This is a genomic window from Vibrio sp. SCSIO 43136 (assembly GCF_023716565.1).
Taxonomy (GTDB): Bacteria; Pseudomonadota; Gammaproteobacteria; order Enterobacterales; family Vibrionaceae; genus Vibrio.
In genome coordinates this window covers 1,764,526-1,786,216 of sequence record NZ_CP071849.1, presented here as the reverse complement: position 1 = coordinate 1,786,216, position 21,691 = coordinate 1,764,526, and the positions used below count along the sequence as shown (strand labels likewise).

Genomic DNA, 21,691 nt, shown 5'->3' with positions numbered 1-21,691 from the left:
GCCCGCTTACTCCCGCAGCGCCGTTTGGCTAGCTTTGGTGATTGGCTTGAGCAGGTAGTCGAGTACCGAACGCTTACCTGTGATGATGTCTACCGAGGCGGTCATACCCGGAATAATCGGTAAGTCGTCATTGAGGCCAAACTTATCTTGAGTGGTACGCACACGTACTAAGTAAAAACTGTTGCCCTCTTCGTCCTGAATGGTGTCGGCACTGATGTGTTCCAATGTGCCTTCTAAACCACCATAGCGAGTAAAGTCATAGGCGCTAAATTTAACCAAAGCAGATAAGCCCGGACGCAGGAATGCAATATCTTGCGGTGCAATTTTAGCTTCGACGAGAAGCGTATCTTCGGTCGGCACGATCTCAACTAAATCCATCCCCGGCTGGATAACCCCACCCACGGTATTGATGTAGAGTTTTTTAATCGTGCCAGTTACTGGAGAGACTACCGTGGTTCGATTGACTCGGTCTTCTAGGCCAACGGTTGATTCAGTTAATGCAGAGAGCTTATCTTGGGCCTGATTGAGCTTTTCTTGCTGCTCAGAACGGAAATCTTGAACCGCATTAATGCGGCTTAAAATCGCTTCTTGAATGGCGGAGTTGAGCACTGGGATTTTAAGCTCGTTAGAGGTCATTTCGCGGCGAGTATCATTCACTTGGCGCTCAAGCTTTAACAGTTCAATTTTTGGCACTACGCCTTCTTCAGCAAGCGGACGAGTAATGTCGAGCTCTTTTCTCGCAAACTGGTAACTCTGTTTTAAGTTATCGACCCGCGCCCGCAGTTCAACCAGATCTTGCTGTTTCTGTTTCACTTGTTGAGTCAATACTGATACTTGGTTGCGTAGGTTATTAAGATCTTGTCTATATTCTGCCATTTGGCGAGCAACCAGATCCGGAGCGCTTTCGCGGATCTGTTCGGGGAAGATCAGTTTGGTGGCATCGATCTTGACACTGTCTTGCCAAGTGGCCGGAGTGAAATCTTCATTGACGGTAATACTGGATAGGGAAGCAGTCAGCTGTAATACCGATGCGGTTAAGTTGGTGACTTGCTGCTCACGCTCACGAAAGTCACTGCGAAAACGAGTATCGTCGATTAATAGCAGCTGCTGGCCTTTGGTCACCGATTGGCCTTCTTTTACCAGCAGGCTTTTGACCAATCCCCCTTCGAGGTTTTGTACGATTTGCAGCTGGGAAGAAGGGATGACTTTGCCTTCCCCGGCGGTGACTTTATCGATTTGCGCCCATGCAGCCCATACCCCAGCACAGACGAAGAAAAGCACCACAACCCACAAAAGGATTCTGGCACTGGTTGGGGTGTTGAGCAGCAAGGCTGCGGTTTTGTCGTCAACGTAGTCGAGCTCGGTTGAATCTAACTTATTTAAGCCCTTCCTATCCATTTTCATTCCCTGAATAACAATTAATGCGGCGTAGTTTCATACCAATCCAACTAATTATCTGATCAGCCTAGCTAGTCCATATTTCCTCTAGCCGCGTCAGAAATCGTATCCCTAGTCCCAGCTAGGCATAAGATTTCTTCCCCGGAATGCCGGACCATGCTAGACAAAATCTGTCCGTCGCTATGCAAGATCACATAATTAGTCGTATTGGTATCGCTTTCAATCAGTTGATTTCATTACGCCTTTAACAGCATGTTAATCGATTCTGTTAAGTATAGGCTAGGGTTATATGGGTTTTGTAAACTAATTAAGGTTGGAATGAGAACCTTGCCGATGTTTGAGTCGTAGAAATTGTAGGTACTTAGCTAGCGAAATGCTTAGCCCAAGTAATTGATTTAACGCTTGAGTAAAGCCTCGGTTGATCGCACAATCGCAGCAACGACAAAGGAGCTTTCAATGGAACTTTCAGATATTCGTCGCGAGTACTCAAAAGGCGGTCTGCGCCGACGCGACTTAAAAGCCGACCCGATCGATCAGTTTAACCTTTGGCTTGAGCAAGCTGTGGAGGCAAAATTGACTGACCCTACGGCGATGACGATTGCTACAGTGGATGAAAATGGCATGCCTTTCCAGCGCATTGTTCTACTGAAAAGTGTCGATAAAGACGGCTTTGTGTTTTACACCAACTTAGGCAGTCGTAAAGCGCAGCAGTTGGAAAACAACACCAACATCAGTTTGCATTTTCCTTGGCATCCGCTTGAGCGCCAAGTACATATCACTGGTGTGGCGCAGAAACTGACAGCATTGGAGAACATGAAGTACTTCACCTCTCGTCCTAAAGAGAGTCAGATTGCAGCGATCGCTAGCCACCAGAGTAGCCGCATTTCAGCGCGCAGCCTACTATTAGGCAAGTACATGGAGCTGAAAAAGCAGTTTGAAGAAGGTGAAATCCCAGTTCCTAAATTCTGGGGTGGCTTTAGAGTTAAGCCGCAAAGCATTGAGTTTTGGCAAGGTGGTGAACACCGTTTACACGACCGTTTCTTATTTACTGAAAACGGTGGTGACTGGGATGTGGATCGCCTAGCGCCATAGCTCGTTATGGTTAAATTACTAGGTCAACACGCCCTAAACCCCTGATGTTTGTGCATTGGGGGTTTTTCTTACCCTAGTACCACGGATATCTGAGTCTGCAATAAACTTTCTGGGATCACCGACCCGTAGCCTGCATCCAGCGCCATTTCGATAAGCTCAGCTTTACTGTTGGCACCAAACTTAAGCCTAAGCCTTGCAACATGCCCTTCAACGGTTTTGACCGATATCTTCATGGCGTTGGCAATAAATTGTGGCTTCTTACCGTAAAGCAGTAAAAACAGCACCTGAGATTCTCTCTGATTGAGCTTTTGTGGCGCTTGGTTTGCCTGAGTGCTGAAAATATGATGCGTTTGGCTTAACCCCGTAGCGCGGCAGATCCAGTGCCCGACTTCCAAAATTGCTGTGTTTTCTAACTCTATACCATAGAAAATTGTGCCTTGAATCTCACCAGCATCATCAAACCAAGGGCACTTGGTAAAGATATGTGCTCGCCAATGGCCGTCAGGGTAAGGGTGGATATCAAGAATGCGCAGTGTTTGGCCGGTTTCCATGACCTGCTTGTCTTGTCTTTGAAAATCAGCGGCGCAAGCCGTGGTTGGGCTCGGCATCTCAAAATCAGTGAGGCCGATACAGTCTAAGTGATCATCAACGCCTATGAGTTCGCCATAGGCAACATTTGCATAGACAAAGACGGAGTTTTTATCCTTACATCCCCAGCAGCCAGGCAGTTGAGAAAAAAGGGATTCGAGCTGAGAAGTTAATGCCATTGATACAACTTAATGACGGCTAACGGGTGATAAAGCATGTTACCAGTCACATATTCAAACGAGCAATAGTCCCTACAAAAATAGTTGTTATTTATAGGATGGGGCGCAATTTAGACAAAAAAATGCCAGCCTGAGGGAGCTGGCAAATACAAGATAAAATCTTGTCGACGTGTAGAAGAGGTATAACAAGCTTAGGGTCCAAGTTGTCATACCTGTGAGACTTAACTATTCAGCAAGTTTCACTACAAATACGTTAATAGATATTTTCAGATCTCGAAAGGGGGGATTCCCCCCTGTTGACATTGTTACTAAATAGTCTTTTAATGAGAATAATTCTCAATGCTATTTAGGTCACACAATGAAATCGTGGATCATCGCAGCGGTGAGCGCTGCCCTTTTATCTGTCGCCACTCAAAGCCAAGCGAAAATCAAGGTCGTTACCACCTTTACGGTGATTCAAGATATGGCGCAAAACGTGGCCGGTGATAAAGCCGATGTCGTCTCAATCACCAAAGTGGGCGCTGAAATTCACGACTATCAGCCGACGCCTCAAGATATCGTAAAAGCACAATCGGCCGATCTGGTACTGTGGAACGGTATGAACTTAGAGCGTTGGTTTGAACGCTTTTTTGGCAATATCAACAAGGTGCCGGCCTTTGTCGTGAGTGATGGTGTAGAGCCATTGTCTATTTATGAAGGTCCGTATCAAGGCAAACCAAACCCCCACGCTTGGATGTCAGCTAATAACGCTCTTATCTACATTGATAATATTAAAGAGGCGCTGATTCAAGTCGACCCTGACAATCGTGCTGCATACCAAGCTAACGCACAAGCCTATGCCAACCAAGTCACAGCGCAGATTGAGCCCATTCGTCAGCGACTTGCAAGTATTCCGGCCTCTCAGCGATGGTTAGTGACCAGTGAAGGCGCATTTAGTTATCTGGCTAAGGACTACCAGCTTAAGGAAGCTTACCTTTGGCCTATCAATGCTGATCAGCAGGGTACGCCAAAACAGGTTAAGCAGCTCATTGATACCGTGAGGCAGCACCAGATCCCGGTGGTGTTTAGCGAAAGCACCATTTCTGACAAACCAGCACGCCAAGTTGCAACCGAAACCGGGGCTCACTATGGCGGCGTGCTATATGTGGACTCACTATCCAGTGCAAGTGGCAAAGTGCCTACTTATTTGGACTTACTGCGCGTGACCAGCAACACCATTGCCAAGGGATTTGATCATGAACATTAATCCCACCGCTCAACTAGAGATCAATGATGTTAGCGTTGTCTATCGCAATGGTGTGACGGCGATTGAACAGGTCAATGTTGCGCTGGAGGCGGGTACGATTTGCGCACTAGTGGGGATCAACGGCGGCGGAAAGTCGACCCTGTTTAAATCTATTATGGGGCTAGTCGAGCCTCGCAGCGGCTCGATTCGAGTCAATAACGTTGCCATCAAGCAAGCACTAAAATGCAACATGGTGGCTTATGTGCCTCAAAGTGAGGACATTGACTGGGATTTTCCAATTTTAGTCGAAGAAGTGGTGATGCAAGGTCGCTTTGGCTTCATGGGCTTTTTTAAAAGGCCAAGTGGCGAAGACAGGCAATTAGTATTGCAGGCCATGCAGCGTTTAGGTATTGCGCATCTAGCCAAACGGCAGATTGGTGAACTTTCGGGTGGGCAGAAAAAGCGAGTGTTTTTGGCTCGAGCACTTGCCCAGCAAAGCAAAATCATCTTGTTGGACGAACCATTTACCGGCGTCGACTTCACCACAGAGTCAGCCATCATGGCGCTACTGCAAGAGCTCAAATCGCAAGGGCACCTGATCTTGGTATCCACCCATAACCTTGGTAGTGTGCCTGATTTTTGTAATGAAGTGATTTTTATCAATCGCACCGTGGTGGCCTCTGGGCCAGTGGACACAACGTTCACCCAATCTAACCTTGCCAAGACTTTTGGCGGCGTATTGACCAAAGTGGGGATTGATGGTAAGCAGCTGCATACTGATGATGACCCTCGTGCGGTAACCATATTTTCTGACCACGATAAGCCCGCTGTCTTTTATGGACGAGACAAAGAGAGTGCGACTGTGGTCAGTGGCAGTGATAGGGGGTAGCGGTTATGGAGAGCCTATTCACCTTCCTGTTTGAACCTTTTGAGTATCAATACATGCAGCATGCCATGGTGGCTGCTACTTTAGTCGGCGCTGCTTGCGCTTTGCTGTCTTGCTATTTAATGCTTAAAGGTTGGTCGTTAATTGGTGATGCTCTATCTCACTCTGTAGTACCCGGTGTCGCTGCAGCCTATGCCCTTGGACTGCCGCTTGCACTCGGTGCTTTTTTCTCAGGATTCCTTGCTGCCCTAAGTATTGCGGCACTTAAAGCCTTCAGCCATCTACGAGAAGACGCCATTATTGGCTTTATCTTTACCACTTTTTTTGCCGCAGGCTTGTTATTGATATCGCTCAACCCGACGTCAGTGAATGTGCAGACTATTATCCTCGGCAACATTTTGGCAGTAAGTGCCAGCGATCAATGGCAAATTGTCATTATCTGTCTAACCACCATTGCCCTGATAGCGCTTAAGTGGCGAACCTTGATGCTGGTTTTCTTTGATGAACCGCAAGCAAGTGCAGTGGGGATTAATGTCAACGCTGTTAAGATTGGCTTTTTTACCTTACTGAGTGCTTGCACCGTAGCCTCTCTACAAACCGTCGGTGCCATCTTGGTGATTGCGATGGTGATTACACCCGGTGCGACGGCATATCTGTTGACCGACCGATTTGAGCGACTATTAGTGATTGCCTCTGCAATAGGCGCATTGAGTGGTTTGCTCGGGGTTTATTTCAGCTATTTCTTTGATGCTACGACGGGCGCTGTCATTGTGGTGTTGCAAACGGTCTCATTTATTTTGGCATTCTTGTTCTCTCCAAAGCACGGCATTGTCACCGCAAAACTCAATCGTTCAAGTGCGATTAAGCTGGAGGAAAAACCATGCAAGCTTTAATCGATTGGCTCGCTTTTCCCATGCAGTTTGGCTTTATGCAAACGGCACTGCTGGTGGGTGTTGCGGTTGGCATCGTGTGTGCTCTGCTGTCCTGTTTCTTGGTTCTAAAAGGCTGGTCCTTGATAGGGGATGCGATATCCCATGCGGTACTTCCGGGGATAGTAATTGCTTACTTACTAGGAATAGCATTGTCGATAGGCGCATTTGTTTCAGGCATTTTCTGTGCGCTTTTGACTGGGTTTATTAAGGACCACAGTCGGGTGAAACAAGACACGGCGATGGGCATTGTTTTTTCTGGCATGTTTGCGCTCGGCTTATTGATGTTTGCTAAGGTCGAAACTGACCAGCATTTAATGCATATTTTATTTGGCAATATGCTGGGCATCACCGAGTCAGTCCAAAACCAGATTCTTGCTATCAGTGCCGTGGTGAGCCTGCTAGTGGTAGTGTTGCGAAAGCCACTTATTGTTTACTGCTTTGACCAAGCACACGCTCGGGTGGTGGGGCTTTCAGTGAACTTTCTCCACTACGGTTTATTGGTGATGTTAGCACTTACTATCGTTGCAGCGATTCAAGCGGTAGGAGTTATCATGGTCGTTGCCATGCTGGTGGCTCCGGGGATCACTGGCTTTGTGGTTAGCAAGCGTTTCAACACCATGCTGGTCGTTGCCGTCACAGTTTCAGTGACGGCCAATGTGTTAGGTATTTGGCTAAGCTTTTACATTGATGGCGCAACCAGCGCTTGTATTGTGTTGGTGCAGGCTGCGATGTTTGTGGTGGCGTTATTGGTGAGCTATTTAAAAGGGTTTTCTGTCGATACCGCTTCGTTAGTTCGATTTAAGCGCAATTTTGATAAGGCACGTTAATCATCGGAGAGTGCTGATTGGTTGATGTTCCTCCAACCCGGTTGGTGGAACTCGTCCATGATCCGATCAAATGTGCCATCGAGCTTTAATGCCTCAATGGTTTGTTTGAGTTTTGGAATCTTGTCGAGATGTTTAGAGCCGTTGGCAATTTGTAGCCACTGCTCCTTTTCACCTAAAATGAATTTCTCTTCAAAATCGAGAATGTCGCTAACACCATAATGTTGCAGTTGATAATTCAAAATAAGTGCGCTGCCAGCGACTGCGCTTATCCGTTTACTTTTGGTATGTGTCCTGTTAAAACCTCGAAGATGACCATCAAATCGATAGGCTGATGGTTCATAACATCTCCAATTTATTGTTTGTGGATAATACACTAAGTTACACTACTTCAACTCGTAAAATATTTCAGGCATATGCACTTACTTTAAGTTTGTGTGAAGAGCTCATTTCTACTTGGAATATATAATCAATGAGAAGGTTGGCATGATTTATAAGTGGTAAGGGCTTTTAAGTTGTTTTACTTATATCAGGGGTGTTTTTTCGTTATATATTGATCTGACTCAATTAAAATAATCACCTTGGCCCTTACTTTAATTCTTCCTGCAATTGTTAGGTAACTTAAAATGGCATATAGCATGGAGTTAATTGAAAATGTCCATATTTGACGCAATAGCCGATGAAGTAAGTGTGGTTAAGCTGAACTCAGGCTATTGCAGTCTGTGCGATAAAAAACATCTGTGTCTAGGCGGATGTATGGCTTCACGCATAGGGGCTAAGAATGGAATGTCAGAGAATACATACTGTCTTAAAAGAGTGAAAGCTTTGTACTCTTCCATTGATGTGGTGAAAATGTGACTTCTAGATACTTTTTGCTGGGCGCTACAATGGCGTTTACTGCGAATGCTATCGTGCGCATGGCACTGTTTTGGTTTGCAGGAGCAATTTTGGGTCAGCAGGCATTGGTGCCAATTCTTGGAGTATGCTTGTTCCTACCAGCCATTGTATTAACCCCTTTTGTTAGCTGGTTAATTGATAACTTTAATAATAGGTTGATTGCTTTAGCGGTACAGTTAGTTTCAGCACTTGCATTTCTAATGGTGGTAAGTGTTGAGGAAGTAGAGGTTTCTATTTATTGGTTAATTCCTTTATCGCTACTCTTCTCGTTAGCTGCAAGCTACAACAAGTCATATATCTATAGCTTAGCGAAGCATAACTTTAACGATGTCGAGCCATTGATTATTAAGTTGAATATTGTATCAACTTCTATGATGGTAGTTTCTCCTGCTTTGGTCGCAATTCCGCTGATGTGGGATATTATCCCTTTTTCTTCATTGTTCTACTTTTCGGGGCTGTGTCACTTGCTATTTGCGTTTTCAATTTGGAATGCGAAAGATGGTGAAAAAGAACGGCTCCCCTTAGTTAACTATTTCGGACTTACCTATCGAGAAGTTTCACACTCTATAGAAATGCGTTACAGCTTTTATATATTTTTATTGTGTAACTTTAGTTTTGGTGCAATCGCTGTATCTCTTCCATTATTAATTACTCATCAATACGGTTCGGAGTTGGGAGGAGAACTATACTCTCAAGTGGAGATGCTCGGTGGGGCACTTTCTATTATTGTTAGCCGCTGGTTTAAGAAGTTCGAAGCTTATAACGTGTGGATTTCTGTTGCAGCAATAGCTTCGTTACTTGCGTGCTTCATTGAACTAAGTACTTTATTTCTTTTTGGGATGGCCATTGCAATATTTCCATACTCAGTACTCCAGATCGTTAGGACTCAAGTCAACTTCTTTAAAGACACTCCGAAGTCGCTGGGTGCAGGGCTTCGTGGTTTGCTCACTATGGGGCAAGCGCTCTCTGCTACATTATCTTGTGTTGTTGTTTATGGGCTCATTGAGCTAGATGCAAACGAGTTTAATCTTGTTTTTAGTGCAGCCTGTGTAGGAGGAAGTCTGGTGTTGGCGATGCGGTTAGATAGGCTAATGTGTAGCGCTTCCGAGGTAGCACTCTAAGCATTAGTAATGCAGCCTTAAACTCATTGAGGTGGATAATGGAGTAGCAGTCAGAGAGGAGCAATAAGGTGTAGTAATTCAGACCTGATCTGACAGTTACCCATTTTGATACGGTGCCTGTCAGATTAAATCTGGGTTAGATTCTTTTCAGCCCAGATTGATTTCCCATCAACTAATGTCTCTATTGGCGTTCGCCCACAACACATTTTTCCTTGATGAGTACGATGATTGTTGTAGTAGTCTATCCATTCGTCCAGATCTTTCTGCAACTCTTCCATCGAACCATACAGTTTCTTTCTGAAGGTAACTTGGTAATACTCATTCAGTATCGTTTTATGAAAGCGTTCACAGATGCCATTTGTCTGGGGTGACATAGCTTTTGTTTTTGTATGGTCTATATCATTGATAGCGAGGTAGAGCTGGTAGTCATGCTGTTCAACTCGGCCACAGTATTCTGTACCTCTGTCGGTTAGTATTCTCAGCATTGGTAGCTCATGAGACTTGAAGAACGGCAGCACCTTATCATTGAGCATGTCAGCCGCAGTAATAGGTGTTTTCGTTGTGTAAAGCTTAGCGAAGGCCACTTTGCTATAGGTATCTACGAAGGTCTGTTGGTAAATGCGGCCAACGCCTTTGAGGTTACCCACATAAAACGTATCTTGAGAGCCTAGATAACCTGGATGAGCTGTTTCTATTTCGCCACAAGCCTCATCATCATGTTTCTTGCGCTCTAAAGCAGCTACCTGCTCATCGGTTAAGATGATCCCATCTTCAGCTACTTTTTTCTCAAGAGCACTCAGGCGTTTTTTGAAGTTTTCAAGGTCGTTTCGGAGCCAGATTGAACGTACGCCACTCGGTGAGATGAATACACCTAGCTTACGCAGCTCATTGCTAGTTCTTACCTGTCCATGTGCAGGGAAATCGATGGCGTACTTGAGGACTGCTTCCTCGGTATCGCTATCGACACGGTTTTTTAAGTTGGGTGTTCTTCTGCTCTGGTTTATCAACGCATCAATGCCACCAGTCTCAACGAGCTCTTGGTAGCGATAAAAAGTGTTTCTTGATACACCCATAACCTTACAGGCTTTAGATACATTACCGAGCTCCTCAGCAAGATTGAGAAGACCCGCTTTGTGTTTAATGATTGGATTGCTAGTATGAAGCATGAGAGTTACCTCTTGTTCTTTGATTACGGATTAAGCACCTTTAATCAAAGCGGGTAACTCTCTTCTTTTCAAAGTGAAGTGTCAGATCTAGTCCGAACTAATACAAATAAGGACGGGAATTAAACACCCAGTTTTGTAACCTGTAAGCGTTTTAACACTGTGCTCGCCTTTGTCGCTTCGTTAGTTTGTTTGAAGCGCAATTTAGACTCGCATCAATCATCGGAGAGTGCTGATTGGTTGATGTTCCTCCAACCCGGTTGGTGGAACTCGTCCATGATCCGATCAAATGTGCCATCGAGCTTTAATGCCTCAATGGTTTGTTTGAGTTTTGGAATCTTGTCGAGATGTTTAGAGCCGTTGGCAATTTGTAGCCACTGCTCCTTTTCACCTAAAATGAATTTCTCTTCAAAGTCGAGAATGTCGCTAACACCATACTGTTGTAATTGATAATTCAAAATAAGTGCGCTGCCAGCGACTGCGCTTATCCGTTTTGCGTTGAACATTGCAGCGAGTTGATCGTAACTCGAAAACTCGATGACATTGAGGTTGGGGTCATTATCAAATTGCTTGCTTAGATGGTTACCACGCAGCTTACCTATTTTTAGGTCATATAAGTCATCAAATGAGCTGACTTTTCTTCCTTTAATAGGGATGACTAGCGTGTTGACGGTTCGGATTGATGCCACGTATTGCACGTATTGCACGTATTGTGAACGAGATGGGGAGCGAAAGACAATTCCACCATCATGGCGGTTATTTTTAATGCTGCTCCAGATACGCGGATAGGGCATCAGCAGCGGTGTGATACATAACCCTGAGTGCTTTTCAATTTCTTCAAGGTAACGCCACTGTACTCCGGTGGGGTTGTCGTTTTGGTCGAGAAAACCAATAGGCGCACTTTTGATTACGTGCAAACGAAGGCATTCGTGGTCATGGCTGTTGGCTAGACCTGTATGTGACAGAGTAAATAACGGAAGCGAAAGCAGCACGATTTTCCACATTTGAATAGGGCTCCCTTTAATTCTTGGCTCAACCACTTTTATAAAAATAGCTGAAGTTAGCCTTGCTCGCTGGGGTTTGAAACAAATTCTCGAAACGATGATCAAGGTAAGAAGATCGTTTTCAAAAGAATGATCAAGGAAATGCTGTCGATTGGCGCTTTGCTTGAGAGTTGGTAAGCAAATAGAGGCGCATGAGAGGACAAAATCGCTCTGTAGCCCTTTATTTATCACGGAACTATATCTATTCCGCACTGACCGTAATTTGTACGGTCTTGATCATCGTTCCGAGAGAAATAAAGGGCTACAGCGGCTTTGACGGCAGCCAGAATTGCAAGGTAACATAGCGTGCAATGATCCAAGGCGTGGACTTAGATCCGAATAAACGCTTCCCTACAGGTAAATGCCATGCAACCAGTATCGACACCTTCTGCGATGATCCCTGCTGAAATTCAAACGTTGAGCAGTGAGATGAATATCCACTCACATGATTACGTGCAGATCGTGATTGGTTTGAGCGGCAAAGCGGAATTTGATGTGGCTGGGGTTCACAACTTTATTGGCGCTGGGCAAGGGTGCGTGGTAAGTGCGTCGACGTTACATGCGTTTGGGGGCGTGGGTAAGTGTGACATCTTGGTGTTAAACAGTGCACCTAACCATCTGGCCGATCCACTGCTAAGCGAACGAGTGGAGCAAGTGGGACAGCAAGATATTTATTTCCAGCTCGACAAGCAGCTGCGTCAGATTATTGATTTGTTTGTGCAGGAGATGCGCAAAGACCCGAATGACAAACTACTTAGCCGAGCGTGCAACGATACGGTGCTTTCACTGTTGCAACGCCACATGCAAAACTACCACGCCCTAGAGCGAGAGACCCGCTTGGATATGGAAGTGGTAGATCGCTACATTGATCAGCACTTGGGCCAGAAAATTAGCGTCGCACAACTGGCTTCAAGCGTATTCTTGGGCGAAAGCCAGTTCCATAGTTTGTTCAAGGAGCAGACGAGCCAAACCCCCCATCAATATGTACTAAACAAGCGTATTCAAAGCGCAAAAACACTTATCGAGCAAGGTCACCTTACGCTCGGGCAAATCGCCGAACTTACCGGCTTCTCCGGCCAAAGCGCCTTCACCCACGCATTCTCTCGCCAAGAGAGCATCTCCCCATCCCAATACAAAAAACGCTTCCAACCCCGCTAAACGCAGATTCTGCGCTAGAAAGCTGTGAGAAGTTTGACACCAAGCCTAGGTTTGCCATTCTTTCTCCCTTTCCCCCTGTTACCCTGTTACCCTTCGCCCTTTACCGGTAGTTGTACGTTAATAACCCCCACCAAAAGTAACACCCACGCAAGTCAAACGTTTCCGTTTAATATGTGATTGTGTTTAATCTTTGTTAAAAATCCGACTTTTTCGCAAAAAACTCGGAGTTTTTGACAAGTATCTCTCTCGCCCTCAAAATACACTGCTAGTCATTGGATAGACATCCAGAGTTTTATCATGAAAAACGGCTCTGGAACGAGATAGAGGATGACGCATGTTCACAGCAACTGATGTGCTTAAACCAGAGTTTATCGAGCAGCCGCTGGATACCCTTTGGTCGCTGATCTCGCCATTGTATATGGTTGATGAAACCCAATGGCTAGAACAGTTATTACCTATGGCAACGCCAAGTGATGACGAAAAGCGAGCAACAGAGCAAAAAACTACCGCACTAATTGAGGCAATCCGAGCAGACAAAAAAGCGATTCAAATGATTGATGCGCTGCTGCTGGAATACAGCTTAGATACCCAAGAAGGGATCTTATTGATGTGTTTGGCGGAAGCTTTGATGCGTATTCCTGATGCTGCGACGGCGGATGCTCTTATCCGTGACAAGCTAAGTGTGGCGGATTGGAAATCCCACTTACAAAATTCAGATTCAGTTTTCGTCAATGCATCGACTTGGGGTTTGATGCTGACGGGCAGTGTGGTTGGTTTGAAGAATCCGGCCAAACAAAGCCCAACGTCGGCGATTAACGGTTTAGTGAGCAAGATGTCGGAGCCTGTGATCCGCAAAGCGATGCATCAGGCGATGAAAATCATGGGTCACCAATTTGTATTGGGGCGAACCATCGCTGAGGCGCAAAAAAATGGCCTCAAGATGCGTGAGCAAGGGTTTACCTACTCCTATGACATGTTAGGTGAAGCGGCGTTAACCGAAGCAGATGCCAATAAGTACTTCAAAGATTACTTAATGGCCATTGAAGCGGTCGGTAACGATGACTTTAGTGGTGAAAGCCCTGCGCCTTCGGTATCCATTAAGCTCTCTGCATTGCACCCACGCTATGAAGTGGCAAACCGTGAGCGTGTGATGGACGAGATGTACAGCACAGTACTAGAGCTGCTTAAGCGTGCTCGTGAACTGAATGTGGCAATCACTATTGATGCAGAGGAAGCGGATCGACTTGAGCTGTCACTGCATTTGTTTGAAAAACTCTATCGCAGTGACGTGGTGTCTGGTTGGGGCGGTTTTGGATTAGTAGTTCAAGCATACTCCAAACGAGCGCTCCCTGTACTGGGCTGGCTTGCAGCGCTTGCCAAGCAACAAGGTGATGTTATCCCGCTGCGTTTGGTGAAAGGGGCGTATTGGGACAGTGAAATTAAATGGGCGCAACAAGCAGGTTATGCCAACTACCCAGTGTATACCCGTAAAGAGTCGACTGACGTGGCGTACTTAGCCTGTGCTCGTTTTCTCACCAGCCCACATATTGCTGGAGTGATTTTCCCGCAGTTCGCTAGCCATAACGCACATACTGTGACAGCGGTATCTGTCATGGCGCAGCATGATCAGTACGAATTTCAGCGTCTGCACGGCATGGGAGATGCGCTTTATAACCATGCTAAATCAGCATACGGTCAATCTGTGCGTATTTATGCCCCAGTGGGTAGCCACAAAGATCTTTTGCCGTATTTGGTTCGCAGACTGTTAGAAAACGGCGCCAACAGCTCGTTTGTTCACCGCTTGGTTGATGCTCGATGTCCTGTGGCGTCGCTGACTCAGCACCCAGTGGATACCCTGCTAGCCAATGAGACTTTACACAATGGACGCATTCCGCTTCCGGGGGCGATATTTGATGATCGCAGCAACTCACTAGGGGTAAACATTGATGTTGAGAGCTCGGCTAAGCCGTTTGAGCTTGAGGTAGAGCGCTTTATGGATCAGCAGTGGCAAGCGGGTCCAATCGTTAATGGTAGCGAAAGCATGATCAAGGCTGAACCCGTATTTGCGCCATACGATCGCACCATTCAAGTGGGCAAGGTCTCTATGGCTAACCTTGATCATGTTTCCGAAGCGATTGAGTCTGCTTCACAAGGTTTTGCCGCCTGGTCATCGCAACCGATTGATCTAAGAGCAAAATGCCTAGAGCAACTGGCCGACTTGCTAGAGCGTGATTTAGCGGAGTTTGTTGCTCTGTGTCATCAAGAAGCGGGCAAGACCATTCACGACAGCATTGATGAAGTGCGTGAAGCGGTCGATTTCTGTCGTTACTACGCAAAACAAGCGCAGGGGCTAGCGCCACAAACGGTGAAAGGTTTTGATGACGTTGCAAGGCAAGTTTCTTACCAAGGGCGTGGGGTGTTTGTCTGCATTAGCCCGTGGAATTTCCCATTGGCGATTTTCCTTGGTCAGATCACCGCAGCATTAGTTGCTGGTAACACTGTGGTGGCCAAACCTGCTGAGCAAACCTCGCTCATTGCCGCAAAAGCGGTGCGTTTGATGTTAGAAGCGGGCTTTCCTGCCAATGTGATTGCACTATTGCCGGGTATTGGTGCTGAGATTGGTCATAGCTTGACGTCGCATCCAGCGATTGCTGGGGTGGCATTTACCGGCTCTACGGAAACGGCGCAACGTATTAATACCACTTTGGCGATGCGAGAAAATGACCCAGTGCCATTTATCGCAGAAACGGGTGGCCAGAATGCAATGATTGTCGATAGTACGGCGCTGCCAGAGCAGGTGGTTCGTGATGTGATGCGTTCGGCGTTTGCTTCGGCAGGGCAGCGCTGTTCGGCATTACGAGTGTTGTTTGTGCAGCAAGATATCGCTGAGCGGATCATTCATCTGATCAAAGGGGCGATGGCGCAGCTACACGTAGGCTTACCATATTTGCACAAGACCGATGTGGGGCCAGTGATTGACGCCAATGCTAAGGCCAAGCTTGAAGCGCATATTCAGCAAATGAGCGAGCAATACACTTTGGTCGCTCAAGCGCAAATAGATGAGAGTGGAGCGAATGGCGATTTTGTTGCCCCTAGTGTGATTGAAATCGATGGTATTTCAGCGCTCGACAAAGAACATTTCGGGCCGATATTGCATATCGTGCGCTACCAAGCGTCTGAGCTCGCTCAAGTAGTTGAGGCAATAAATCAAACTGGGTTCGGTTTGACCATGGGTGTGCATAGTCGCAACGAAACCACCTATCGCTGGATTGAGAAAAATGCTCGGGTGGGGAACTGCTACATCAACCGTGACCAAGTCGGTGCGGTAGTGGGTGTGCAGCCATTTGGTGGACAAGGGCTTTCTGGTACTGGCCCGAAAGCGGGCGGACCGCATTACCTGTTCCGATTCACTCAAACTCAATACGCCTAAGTTAGGAGAGCGACTATGCCACATTTAGCTACATGTTTTTCTGATGCGTATTCTGCGTGGGAAAACTGGAACTTAACCCAATTTGACGATCGCCGCGATGCGGTCAGCAGCTTAAAAAACGAATTAACACCTGAATTGGCCAAGGTGATGACCTTTCACCTAGAGCAGGCGCAAAGCTTGATCGGTGAAGTGCATTTGATGCCGGGGCCGACAGGTGAAACTAACGAGCTATACACTGCCGGACGTGGAGTGAGCTTGTTAATTCAAGATGACAACAGTGCGCCTGCCAGACAGGCCCTGCTGGCTCAAATGACCACCGCAATGTTAGCGGGTAACAGTGTGGTCATTTGCAGTGACGATACTGAGTTAGTTGAGGCGCTAGAGCCCAACCTCTCGATACTGCCACTAAACGTGTTGCAGCTTCAACCGCATGAAGCGAGCAGCCAAATTTTAGAGTGTGATATTCGCAGTTTGGGTTATGTCGGCACTAAAGAGGGTGCTCGTAACCTTAACCAACAGCTAGCGAATCGAAGCGGAGCAATTGTACCGCTGATCAGTGAATATGACTTAGTGATGATGCCAACAGCGCATGATCCTAACCTGTCACTGCGATTCATTACTGAGCGAACTCGCACCATCAATATTACTGCAGTGGGGGGGAACGCAACGCTCTTAGAGCTAGGAAGCGATACCCATTGATCCGCTTGCAGCCTTGGATGGCTGCAAGATATATCTCAATCCTGACTCCTCTTATCAGGTGTCTGGATTGCTATTACTATAACGAGGAGATTTTCCTATGATCGCTAATAGCTTTGCTATTACGGCAACCTTTATCACGTACCTTTTAGGTATGCTTGCCATCGGATACGTGGCCTATAAACGCACGTCTAACTCAACGGACTACTTCCTTGGTGGCCGTTCACTTGGGCCTTGGCCTGCAGCGCTATCGGCGGGTGCTTCAGATATGAGTGGCTGGCTACTGCTGGGTCTTCCTGGCTTTGCCTACGCCGCTGGTCTAGAAGCGATTTGGCTGGCAGGTGGCCTGTTGATTGGTACTTGGGCTAACTGGCTGGTTAGCGCAAAAAGACTGCGCACTTATAGTATCACGACAGATTCTGTGACACTGCCTGAGTTTCTGGCGCGCCGTTTTAAAGATGACTCTAACACCATTCAGCTGCTGTCGGCGTTTTTCATCCTACTGTTTTTCCTTTTCTACACCAGCTCGGGTCTAGTGGCGGGCGGTAAACTCTTCGAAACAGTTTTCGGCTTGGATTACACCGTCGCTGTGGTTATTGGTACGGCATGTGTGGTTTCTTACACCCTATTTGGTGGTTTCCTAGCGGTTTCTTGGACTGACTTAGTGCAAGGTCTGTTGATGGCTGCGGCGCTAATGATTGTGCCAATTGCGGCAATGGACGGAGGATTTTTCGCACTGGGTGATCAACTGCGTCAAATAAATCCAGAGCTTATGACCATCTTCAACAGCTCAACGGGTGAAGCACTGTCTGCGATTGCTATTATCAACCTCGCGGCTTGGGGTCTAGGTTACTTTGGTCAGCCACATATTTTGGCCCGTTTTAAAGCCTCTCGTAGCAACAAAGACCTGACAACAGCGCGTCGCATTGCGGTGATTTGGTCGGGTATTTCAATGTTTGGTGCCATGCTGGTGGGTGTTGTGGGTCTTCTTTACGTGACCAACAACAGTATCGACCTAGAAGATGGTGAGAAGATCTTCATGCTGTTGGTAAACGCTATGTTCCACCCTGTGATTGCGGGTATCCTTCTTGCAGCTATCTTGGCTGCGATCATGAGTACTGCCGATTCCCAGCTACTGGTTTCTTCTTCAGCGCTGGCGGAAGATTTTTATAAGCAAGTCTTCAATAAAGACGCAACGCCACAACAGGTAATGCTGGTGGGTCGTATTGCCGTTATCGGCATTTCAGTGGTGGCACTGGTACTGGCGATGAACCCAGAAAGCACTGTTCTTGGCCTAGTATCTTACGCATGGGCAGGATTTGGCGCCGCATTTGGTCCAGCAGTAGTGCTGAGCCTGTTCTGGGCTCGCATGAACCGCTACGGCGCGATGGCTGGTATCTTGGTCGGCGGTATCACAATCGTATTCTGGAAGCAGCTAAGTGGCGGCATTTTTGATCTGTACGAAATTGTCCCTGGTATCGTGCTATCAACGGCAGCGATTGTGATCACCACCTTAATCACCGGCGAGCCAGAAGAAGAGGTTGCCAAGCAGCACCAAGAGTACGAGAAAAACTTGGTTGAACTTGACTAAGATGATGACTTAGTAGTGAAAAAGCGCACTTTAGACAGTGCGCTTTTTTTATATCTTGGCTAAATCAGTTCTTTGGTCGGATAGCGGATTACTAATTTACGTGGGACCAACTCCACCCCCGGTTTATAGCGTTTAGCAGAAGCGTTGAGCGCCAGTTCTAAGGCACTGTCGGCGATGAGCTCAAATTGCTGGGGCAGAGAGTTGACTTTGATCGGGAGAAAATCGAGTAAGCGATTGTCACCAAAGGTGGCGAGTTTGATTTTATCCATTAGCTTTGGATGCTCTAGCATGAGGTCAACGATGCCTTCTAACAAAGTGTAGGACGTAGTGACAATGGCATCTGGGATCTGATCTTCTGCCAGCCAACGAGCAAATACTTTCTTGCCTTCATCACGGCTAAAGTGCTCCCCGTAGCCAGTTTGCGTGTTAAGAGTGTATTGCTTACAAACGGAGAGAAAACCTTGCTGACGCTCCACAGAAACACGTAGATCTGGCAATGCACCGATTAAACCAACCGATTGTATTTCTGGGCTGATGATGGAGTCGGTCAACTCATATGCGCTGTCAAAGTCTTCGCTTACCACACAGCTAAAATGTTCGTCGTCAAGCGGGCGGTCAATAGCAATGACGGGTGTGCCCGACTGTTGCAATTTAAGGTAGTAACTATTGGCGTCAGGCATGCTGCTGGCCACAAATAACGCATCAATACGGCGACTGACTAGAGCTTCAGCAACTTTGGCTTCAGTTTCAGGCTCATCATCTGAGCAACCAATCAAAATCTGGTAACCAGCCTTACGAGAGTTTTGTTCAAGCAGTTTGGCTAAGCGTGCATAACTGGTGTTTTCTAGGTCGGGAATAATCAAACCAAACGATCTCGAGTTACCTGCACGCAGCGCTGAAGCGGCGTGGTCTGGGCGGAAGTTGTATTGCTCGACCACGGCCATGACTTTTTTCTGCGTCTTGTCGCTAATTCGGTATTTTTGTGCTTTACCGTTAATCACGTAACTGGCTGTTGTCTTCGACACTCCAGCAATTTTAGCGATCTCTTCTAACGTCATTGGTTGATCCTTAATCTGTGCGCAGGATCAAAATTATAAACAGATGATCCATGGATGACTTGAATTATAAGCTGAATCGTTTCAGTATTAAAGCTGAAAGGATTCAGCAAGAAATTGAAACTAGATATCCGTCACTAAAATGACCAAATTGCTCTCAAATGACTAAGCTGAGCAAGGATATGTTTGCTGAATCCATTAAATTTGTCTTTTTGCTGAATCGATTCAGTTGTTCAGCAGAAGCACCCAAGACACTGATGCTGGAGAGCCTCATGCTTAAGTTAAATCACAATGACATTACGTTATCTCAAACCGCAACTGACAAGTTTGAGGCGATCAAAAGCCTCGCAGCTTCACTGACCAGCAAAGGGTTAGTTGAACAAGGTTATGTTGAAGGCATGCTCAATCGCGAAAACCAAAACTCGACATTTTTGGGTAATGGTATCGCGATACCTCACGGCACTACGGATACGAGAGCCATGGTAAAAACCACAGGTGTCGCAGTGCATCACTTTCCGCAAGGTGTGGATTGGGGCGATGGTAATACTGTTTATCTGGCTATCGGTATTGCTGCTAAATCAGATGAGCACTTAGGTATTTTGAAGCAACTAACTAAGGTCCTAAGTGCCGATGGTATCGAGCAGCGTCTACGTCAAGCCGCCAATGCGCAAGAGATCATCGCATTGCTTAATGGTGACGTTCAGCTAGACGTTGAATTTAACTCAGCGCTTATTTCGCAAGGCTTCCCAGCAACGGATATGACGCAAATGAGCGCCGTTGCCGCAGGGTTACTGAAAAATGCTTCGCACGTCGGTAAAGAAACGGTGGCGGATTTAGTAACTAAGACTCCTACATCACTGGGCGAAGGCCTATGGCTGGTCAGCAGCAATACGTTAGTGAGTCGCAGTGCTATCTCGGTGGTAACCAGTGACAAACCTTTTAAGTTTAATGACAGCGAAGTGAAAGCCTTGGTGGCGATTGCTGCTTGCAACGATGCGCATTTGAGTGCGCTGAAGACTCTGTCAGAGATAGTGTTCAATGGCGAGCAAAGCAAAGTAACGCAAGCCACTTCAGAGCAGTTGCTTGCCCTCTTTGGCGCACAAGAAATAGAAGCATCACAAACAGTGGATGATGGCACTAGTGGTGTTTTCACGATTAAAAACGCTCATGGCCTACATGCTCGTCCGGGTGCAATGCTGGTTGCTGAGGCGAAGAAGTTTGAGTCCAACATTCGCGTTTCTAACCTCGATGGTGATGGCAAAGCGGTGAATGCCAAGAGCTTGATGAAAGTGATTGCGCTGGGTGTGAAGCATGGTCACAAACTGCAATTTACCGCCGATGGTAGTGATGCCCCTCAAGCTATTGAGTCCATTGGTCAAGCGATTGCCGCAGGTCTGGGTGAAGGTTAAGGGGCGCAACATGATGCAGGAAAAAACGCTAAAAGTTGTCACCATAACTCTCAATCCAGCGCTTGATTTGACGGGTTCTTTAGATGTGCTCACCCAAGGTTCGGTGAGCTTGGTTAAGCAAAGTAGCCTGCATGCCGCAGGCAAAGGGGTGAATGTTGCTAAAGTGCTAAGCGAGCTGGGCGCAGAGGTCACGGTGACTGGCTTTCTTGGTCAGGATAACCCTGAACTATTTCATCAACTGTTTAGCAAGATCGGCGTGACCGATGAGTTTATTGAGGTTGAAGGTGCCACTCGTATCAACGTTAAGTTGGTGGAGGAAAGCGGTCAGGTTAGTGACATCAACTTCCCAGGCGTGCAAGTCAACCAACAGGCTATTGAAGCTTTCGAACGTAAACTCGAGCAGCTAGCACAAACCCATGATTATTTCGTATTGGCAGGCAGTTTACCTGGCGGTATTTCACCACAGCGGTGCGCTGGTTGGATTGAACAGTTACATCAACAAGGTAAGAAAGTGCTGTTTGATAGCAGTAAAGCGGCCTTAGGCGCTGGCCTAGATGCGCACCCTTGGCTTATCAAACCCAACGAAGAAGAGCTTGGTGACTTGCTAGGACAGGCACTTGATAGCGTTGAAAAGTGCCAGCAGGCAGCGCAATCACTCAGCGAAAAGGGTATCGAGAACATTGTGGTATCCATGGGCGCTGAGGGGGTGATGTGGCTTAACCAAGGTGAGTGGCTACGTTCACAACCACCAAAGATGGACGTCGTGAGTACCGTCGGTGCTGGTGATACTTTGGTTGCCGGGCTGTGCTGGGGTCACATGCAACAGATGCCAAAACCAGAACTATTACGCTTCGCCACTGCGCTATCCGCACTTGCGGTGAGTCAGGTGGGCGTAGGGCTAACCAGCCAACAAGAGCTGGCGTCAATTAAACAGCAAACTCAAGTGAGTGAGCTATTTCCAATTTCAAATCAAGGTTTGCCTGTTCAAGGCAATAACTAAGGAA

General features: G+C 46.8%; 18 protein-coding genes. 12 read left to right on the top strand and 6 right to left on the bottom strand.

The window, feature by feature from the left end; all coding sequences use genetic code 11:
- Positions 1–6: 6 nt before the first annotated feature.
- Entirely contained in the window at positions 7–1,398 is a 1,392-nt protein-coding gene (locus tag J4N39_RS22870) for an HlyD family type I secretion periplasmic adaptor subunit (RefSeq protein WP_252025286.1), read from the bottom strand.
- Positions 1,399–1,854: 456 nt separating this feature from the next.
- Here J4N39_RS22870 and pdxH point away from each other — a divergent pair, with 456 nt between their 5' ends.
- Positions 1,855–2,490, top strand: coding sequence for a pyridoxamine 5'-phosphate oxidase (gene pdxH / locus J4N39_RS22865; protein WP_252025284.1), 636 nt, complete (start codon positions 1,855–1,857; stop codon positions 2,488–2,490).
- Between the two features lie 68 nt (positions 2,491–2,558).
- Here pdxH and J4N39_RS22860 read toward each other — a convergent pair whose 3' ends face one another.
- A complete protein-coding gene (locus J4N39_RS22860) occupies positions 2,559–3,257 on the bottom strand; it encodes a helix-turn-helix transcriptional regulator (protein ID WP_252025282.1) in 699 nt (232 codons plus the stop codon).
- A 358-nt stretch (positions 3,258–3,615) separates the two neighbouring features.
- Here J4N39_RS22860 and J4N39_RS22855 point away from each other — a divergent pair, with 358 nt between their 5' ends.
- Genes J4N39_RS22855 through J4N39_RS22840 form a run of 4 tightly spaced genes read left to right on the top strand, consistent with a single transcriptional unit; the run spans position 3,616 to position 7,127 of the window.
- Positions 3,616–4,503: a metal ABC transporter substrate-binding protein gene (locus J4N39_RS22855; protein WP_252025280.1), complete on the top strand. Its 888-nt coding sequence runs from the start codon at positions 3,616–3,618 to the stop codon at positions 4,501–4,503.
- Positions 4,493–5,371: a metal ABC transporter ATP-binding protein gene (locus tag J4N39_RS22850; RefSeq protein ID WP_252025278.1), complete on the top strand. Its 879-nt coding sequence runs from the start codon at positions 4,493–4,495 to the stop codon at positions 5,369–5,371. The genes J4N39_RS22855 and J4N39_RS22850 overlap by 11 nt, the downstream gene beginning before the upstream one ends.
- A gap of 5 nt (positions 5,372–5,376) precedes the next feature.
- Complete coding sequence (locus J4N39_RS22845; RefSeq protein WP_252025276.1) at positions 5,377–6,261, top strand: metal ABC transporter permease; 885 nt, start codon at positions 5,377–5,379, stop codon at positions 6,259–6,261.
- On the top strand, positions 6,249–7,127 hold the full coding sequence (locus J4N39_RS22840; RefSeq protein WP_252025274.1) for a metal ABC transporter permease: 879 nt from the start codon (positions 6,249–6,251) through the stop codon (positions 7,125–7,127). Before J4N39_RS22845 ends, J4N39_RS22840 begins: the two co-directional genes overlap by 13 nt.
- Here J4N39_RS22840 and J4N39_RS22835 read toward each other — a convergent pair.
- A complete protein-coding gene (locus tag J4N39_RS22835) occupies positions 7,124–7,366 on the bottom strand; it encodes a hypothetical protein (RefSeq protein WP_252025273.1) in 243 nt (80 codons plus the stop codon). The genes J4N39_RS22840 and J4N39_RS22835 overlap by 4 nt on opposite strands.
- 645 nt (positions 7,367–8,011) lie before the next feature.
- On the opposite strand from J4N39_RS22835, the gene J4N39_RS22830 reads away from it, so the two are divergent.
- On the top strand, positions 8,012–9,142 hold the full coding sequence (locus tag J4N39_RS22830; RefSeq protein ID WP_252025271.1) for an MFS transporter: 1,131 nt from the start codon (positions 8,012–8,014) through the stop codon (positions 9,140–9,142).
- A gap of 125 nt (positions 9,143–9,267) precedes the next feature.
- Here the strand turns inward: J4N39_RS22830 and J4N39_RS22825 are convergent, their stop codons facing one another.
- Together J4N39_RS22825 and J4N39_RS22820 are read right to left on the bottom strand one after the other, a co-directional pair.
- Positions 9,268–10,308, bottom strand: coding sequence for an IS481 family transposase (locus J4N39_RS22825; RefSeq protein ID WP_252025269.1), 1,041 nt, complete (start codon positions 10,306–10,308; stop codon positions 9,268–9,270).
- 212 nt (positions 10,309–10,520) lie between these two features.
- Positions 10,521–11,309, bottom strand: a complete 789-nt coding sequence (locus J4N39_RS22820; RefSeq protein WP_252025267.1) for a substrate-binding periplasmic protein — start codon at positions 11,307–11,309, stop codon at positions 10,521–10,523.
- Positions 11,310–11,714: 405 nt separating this feature from the next.
- On the opposite strand from J4N39_RS22820, the gene J4N39_RS22815 reads away from it, so the two are divergent.
- From J4N39_RS22815 to putP, 4 genes are all read left to right on the top strand, one after another.
- Positions 11,715–12,506: an AraC family transcriptional regulator gene (locus tag J4N39_RS22815; RefSeq protein ID WP_252025265.1), complete on the top strand. Its 792-nt coding sequence runs from the start codon at positions 11,715–11,717 to the stop codon at positions 12,504–12,506.
- Between the two features lie 334 nt (positions 12,507–12,840).
- Positions 12,841–15,936 carry a bifunctional proline dehydrogenase/L-glutamate gamma-semialdehyde dehydrogenase PutA gene (putA, locus tag J4N39_RS22810; RefSeq protein ID WP_252025263.1) on the top strand — a complete coding sequence of 1,032 codons (3,096 nt, stop codon included), beginning with the start codon at positions 12,841–12,843 and terminating at the stop codon, positions 15,934–15,936.
- Between the two features lie 15 nt (positions 15,937–15,951).
- Positions 15,952–16,635, top strand: a complete 684-nt coding sequence (locus J4N39_RS22805; RefSeq protein ID WP_252025261.1) for a 1-pyrroline-5-carboxylate dehydrogenase — start codon at positions 15,952–15,954, stop codon at positions 16,633–16,635.
- Between the two features lie 97 nt (positions 16,636–16,732).
- Positions 16,733–18,223, top strand: a complete 1,491-nt coding sequence (gene putP, locus J4N39_RS22800) for a sodium/proline symporter PutP (protein ID WP_252025259.1) — start codon at positions 16,733–16,735, stop codon at positions 18,221–18,223.
- A 59-nt stretch (positions 18,224–18,282) separates the two neighbouring features.
- Here putP and cra read toward each other — a convergent pair whose 3' ends face one another.
- A complete protein-coding gene (gene cra, locus J4N39_RS22795) occupies positions 18,283–19,281 on the bottom strand; it encodes a catabolite repressor/activator (protein WP_252025257.1) in 999 nt (332 codons plus the stop codon).
- A 269-nt stretch (positions 19,282–19,550) separates the two neighbouring features.
- On the opposite strand from cra, the gene fruB reads away from it, so the two are divergent.
- Positions 19,551–20,687 (top strand): fused PTS fructose transporter subunit IIA/HPr protein, encoded by a 1,137-nt coding sequence (gene fruB, locus J4N39_RS22790; protein ID WP_252025255.1) that lies wholly within the window; start codon positions 19,551–19,553, stop codon positions 20,685–20,687.
- A gap of 10 nt (positions 20,688–20,697) precedes the next feature.
- Positions 20,698–21,687, top strand: coding sequence for a 1-phosphofructokinase (pfkB, locus tag J4N39_RS22785; RefSeq protein WP_252025253.1), 990 nt, complete (start codon positions 20,698–20,700; stop codon positions 21,685–21,687).
- The last annotated feature ends 4 nt before the right edge of the window (positions 21,688–21,691 follow it).

Coding starts and splice junctions, on each gene's coding strand:
- putP (WP_252025259.1), top strand. CDS start 16,733: ATGATCGCTAATAGCTTTGCTATTACGGCAACCTTTATCACGTACCTT.
- J4N39_RS22820 (WP_252025267.1), bottom strand. CDS start 11,309: ATGTGGAAAATCGTGCTGCTTTCGCTTCCGTTATTTACTCTGTCACAT.
- J4N39_RS22845 (WP_252025276.1), top strand. CDS start 5,377: ATGGAGAGCCTATTCACCTTCCTGTTTGAACCTTTTGAGTATCAATAC.
- pfkB (WP_252025253.1), top strand. CDS start 20,698: ATGATGCAGGAAAAAACGCTAAAAGTTGTCACCATAACTCTCAATCCA.
- J4N39_RS22840 (WP_252025274.1), top strand. CDS start 6,249: ATGCAAGCTTTAATCGATTGGCTCGCTTTTCCCATGCAGTTTGGCTTT.
- J4N39_RS22830 (WP_252025271.1), top strand. CDS start 8,012: ATGGCGTTTACTGCGAATGCTATCGTGCGCATGGCACTGTTTTGGTTT.
- pdxH (WP_252025284.1), top strand. CDS start 1,855: ATGGAACTTTCAGATATTCGTCGCGAGTACTCAAAAGGCGGTCTGCGC.
- J4N39_RS22870 (WP_252025286.1), bottom strand. CDS start 1,398: ATGGATAGGAAGGGCTTAAATAAGTTAGATTCAACCGAGCTCGACTAC.
- J4N39_RS22860 (WP_252025282.1), bottom strand. CDS start 3,257: ATGGCATTAACTTCTCAGCTCGAATCCCTTTTTTCTCAACTGCCTGGC.
- putA (WP_252025263.1), top strand. CDS start 12,841: ATGTTCACAGCAACTGATGTGCTTAAACCAGAGTTTATCGAGCAGCCG.
- J4N39_RS22825 (WP_252025269.1), bottom strand. CDS start 10,308: ATGCTTCATACTAGCAATCCAATCATTAAACACAAAGCGGGTCTTCTC.
- fruB (WP_252025255.1), top strand. CDS start 19,551: ATGCTTAAGTTAAATCACAATGACATTACGTTATCTCAAACCGCAACT.
- J4N39_RS22850 (WP_252025278.1), top strand. CDS start 4,493: ATGAACATTAATCCCACCGCTCAACTAGAGATCAATGATGTTAGCGTT.
- J4N39_RS22855 (WP_252025280.1), top strand. CDS start 3,616: ATGAAATCGTGGATCATCGCAGCGGTGAGCGCTGCCCTTTTATCTGTC.
- J4N39_RS22815 (WP_252025265.1), top strand. CDS start 11,715: ATGCAACCAGTATCGACACCTTCTGCGATGATCCCTGCTGAAATTCAA.
- cra (WP_252025257.1), bottom strand. CDS start 19,281: ATGACGTTAGAAGAGATCGCTAAAATTGCTGGAGTGTCGAAGACAACA.
- J4N39_RS22805 (WP_252025261.1), top strand. CDS start 15,952: ATGCCACATTTAGCTACATGTTTTTCTGATGCGTATTCTGCGTGGGAA.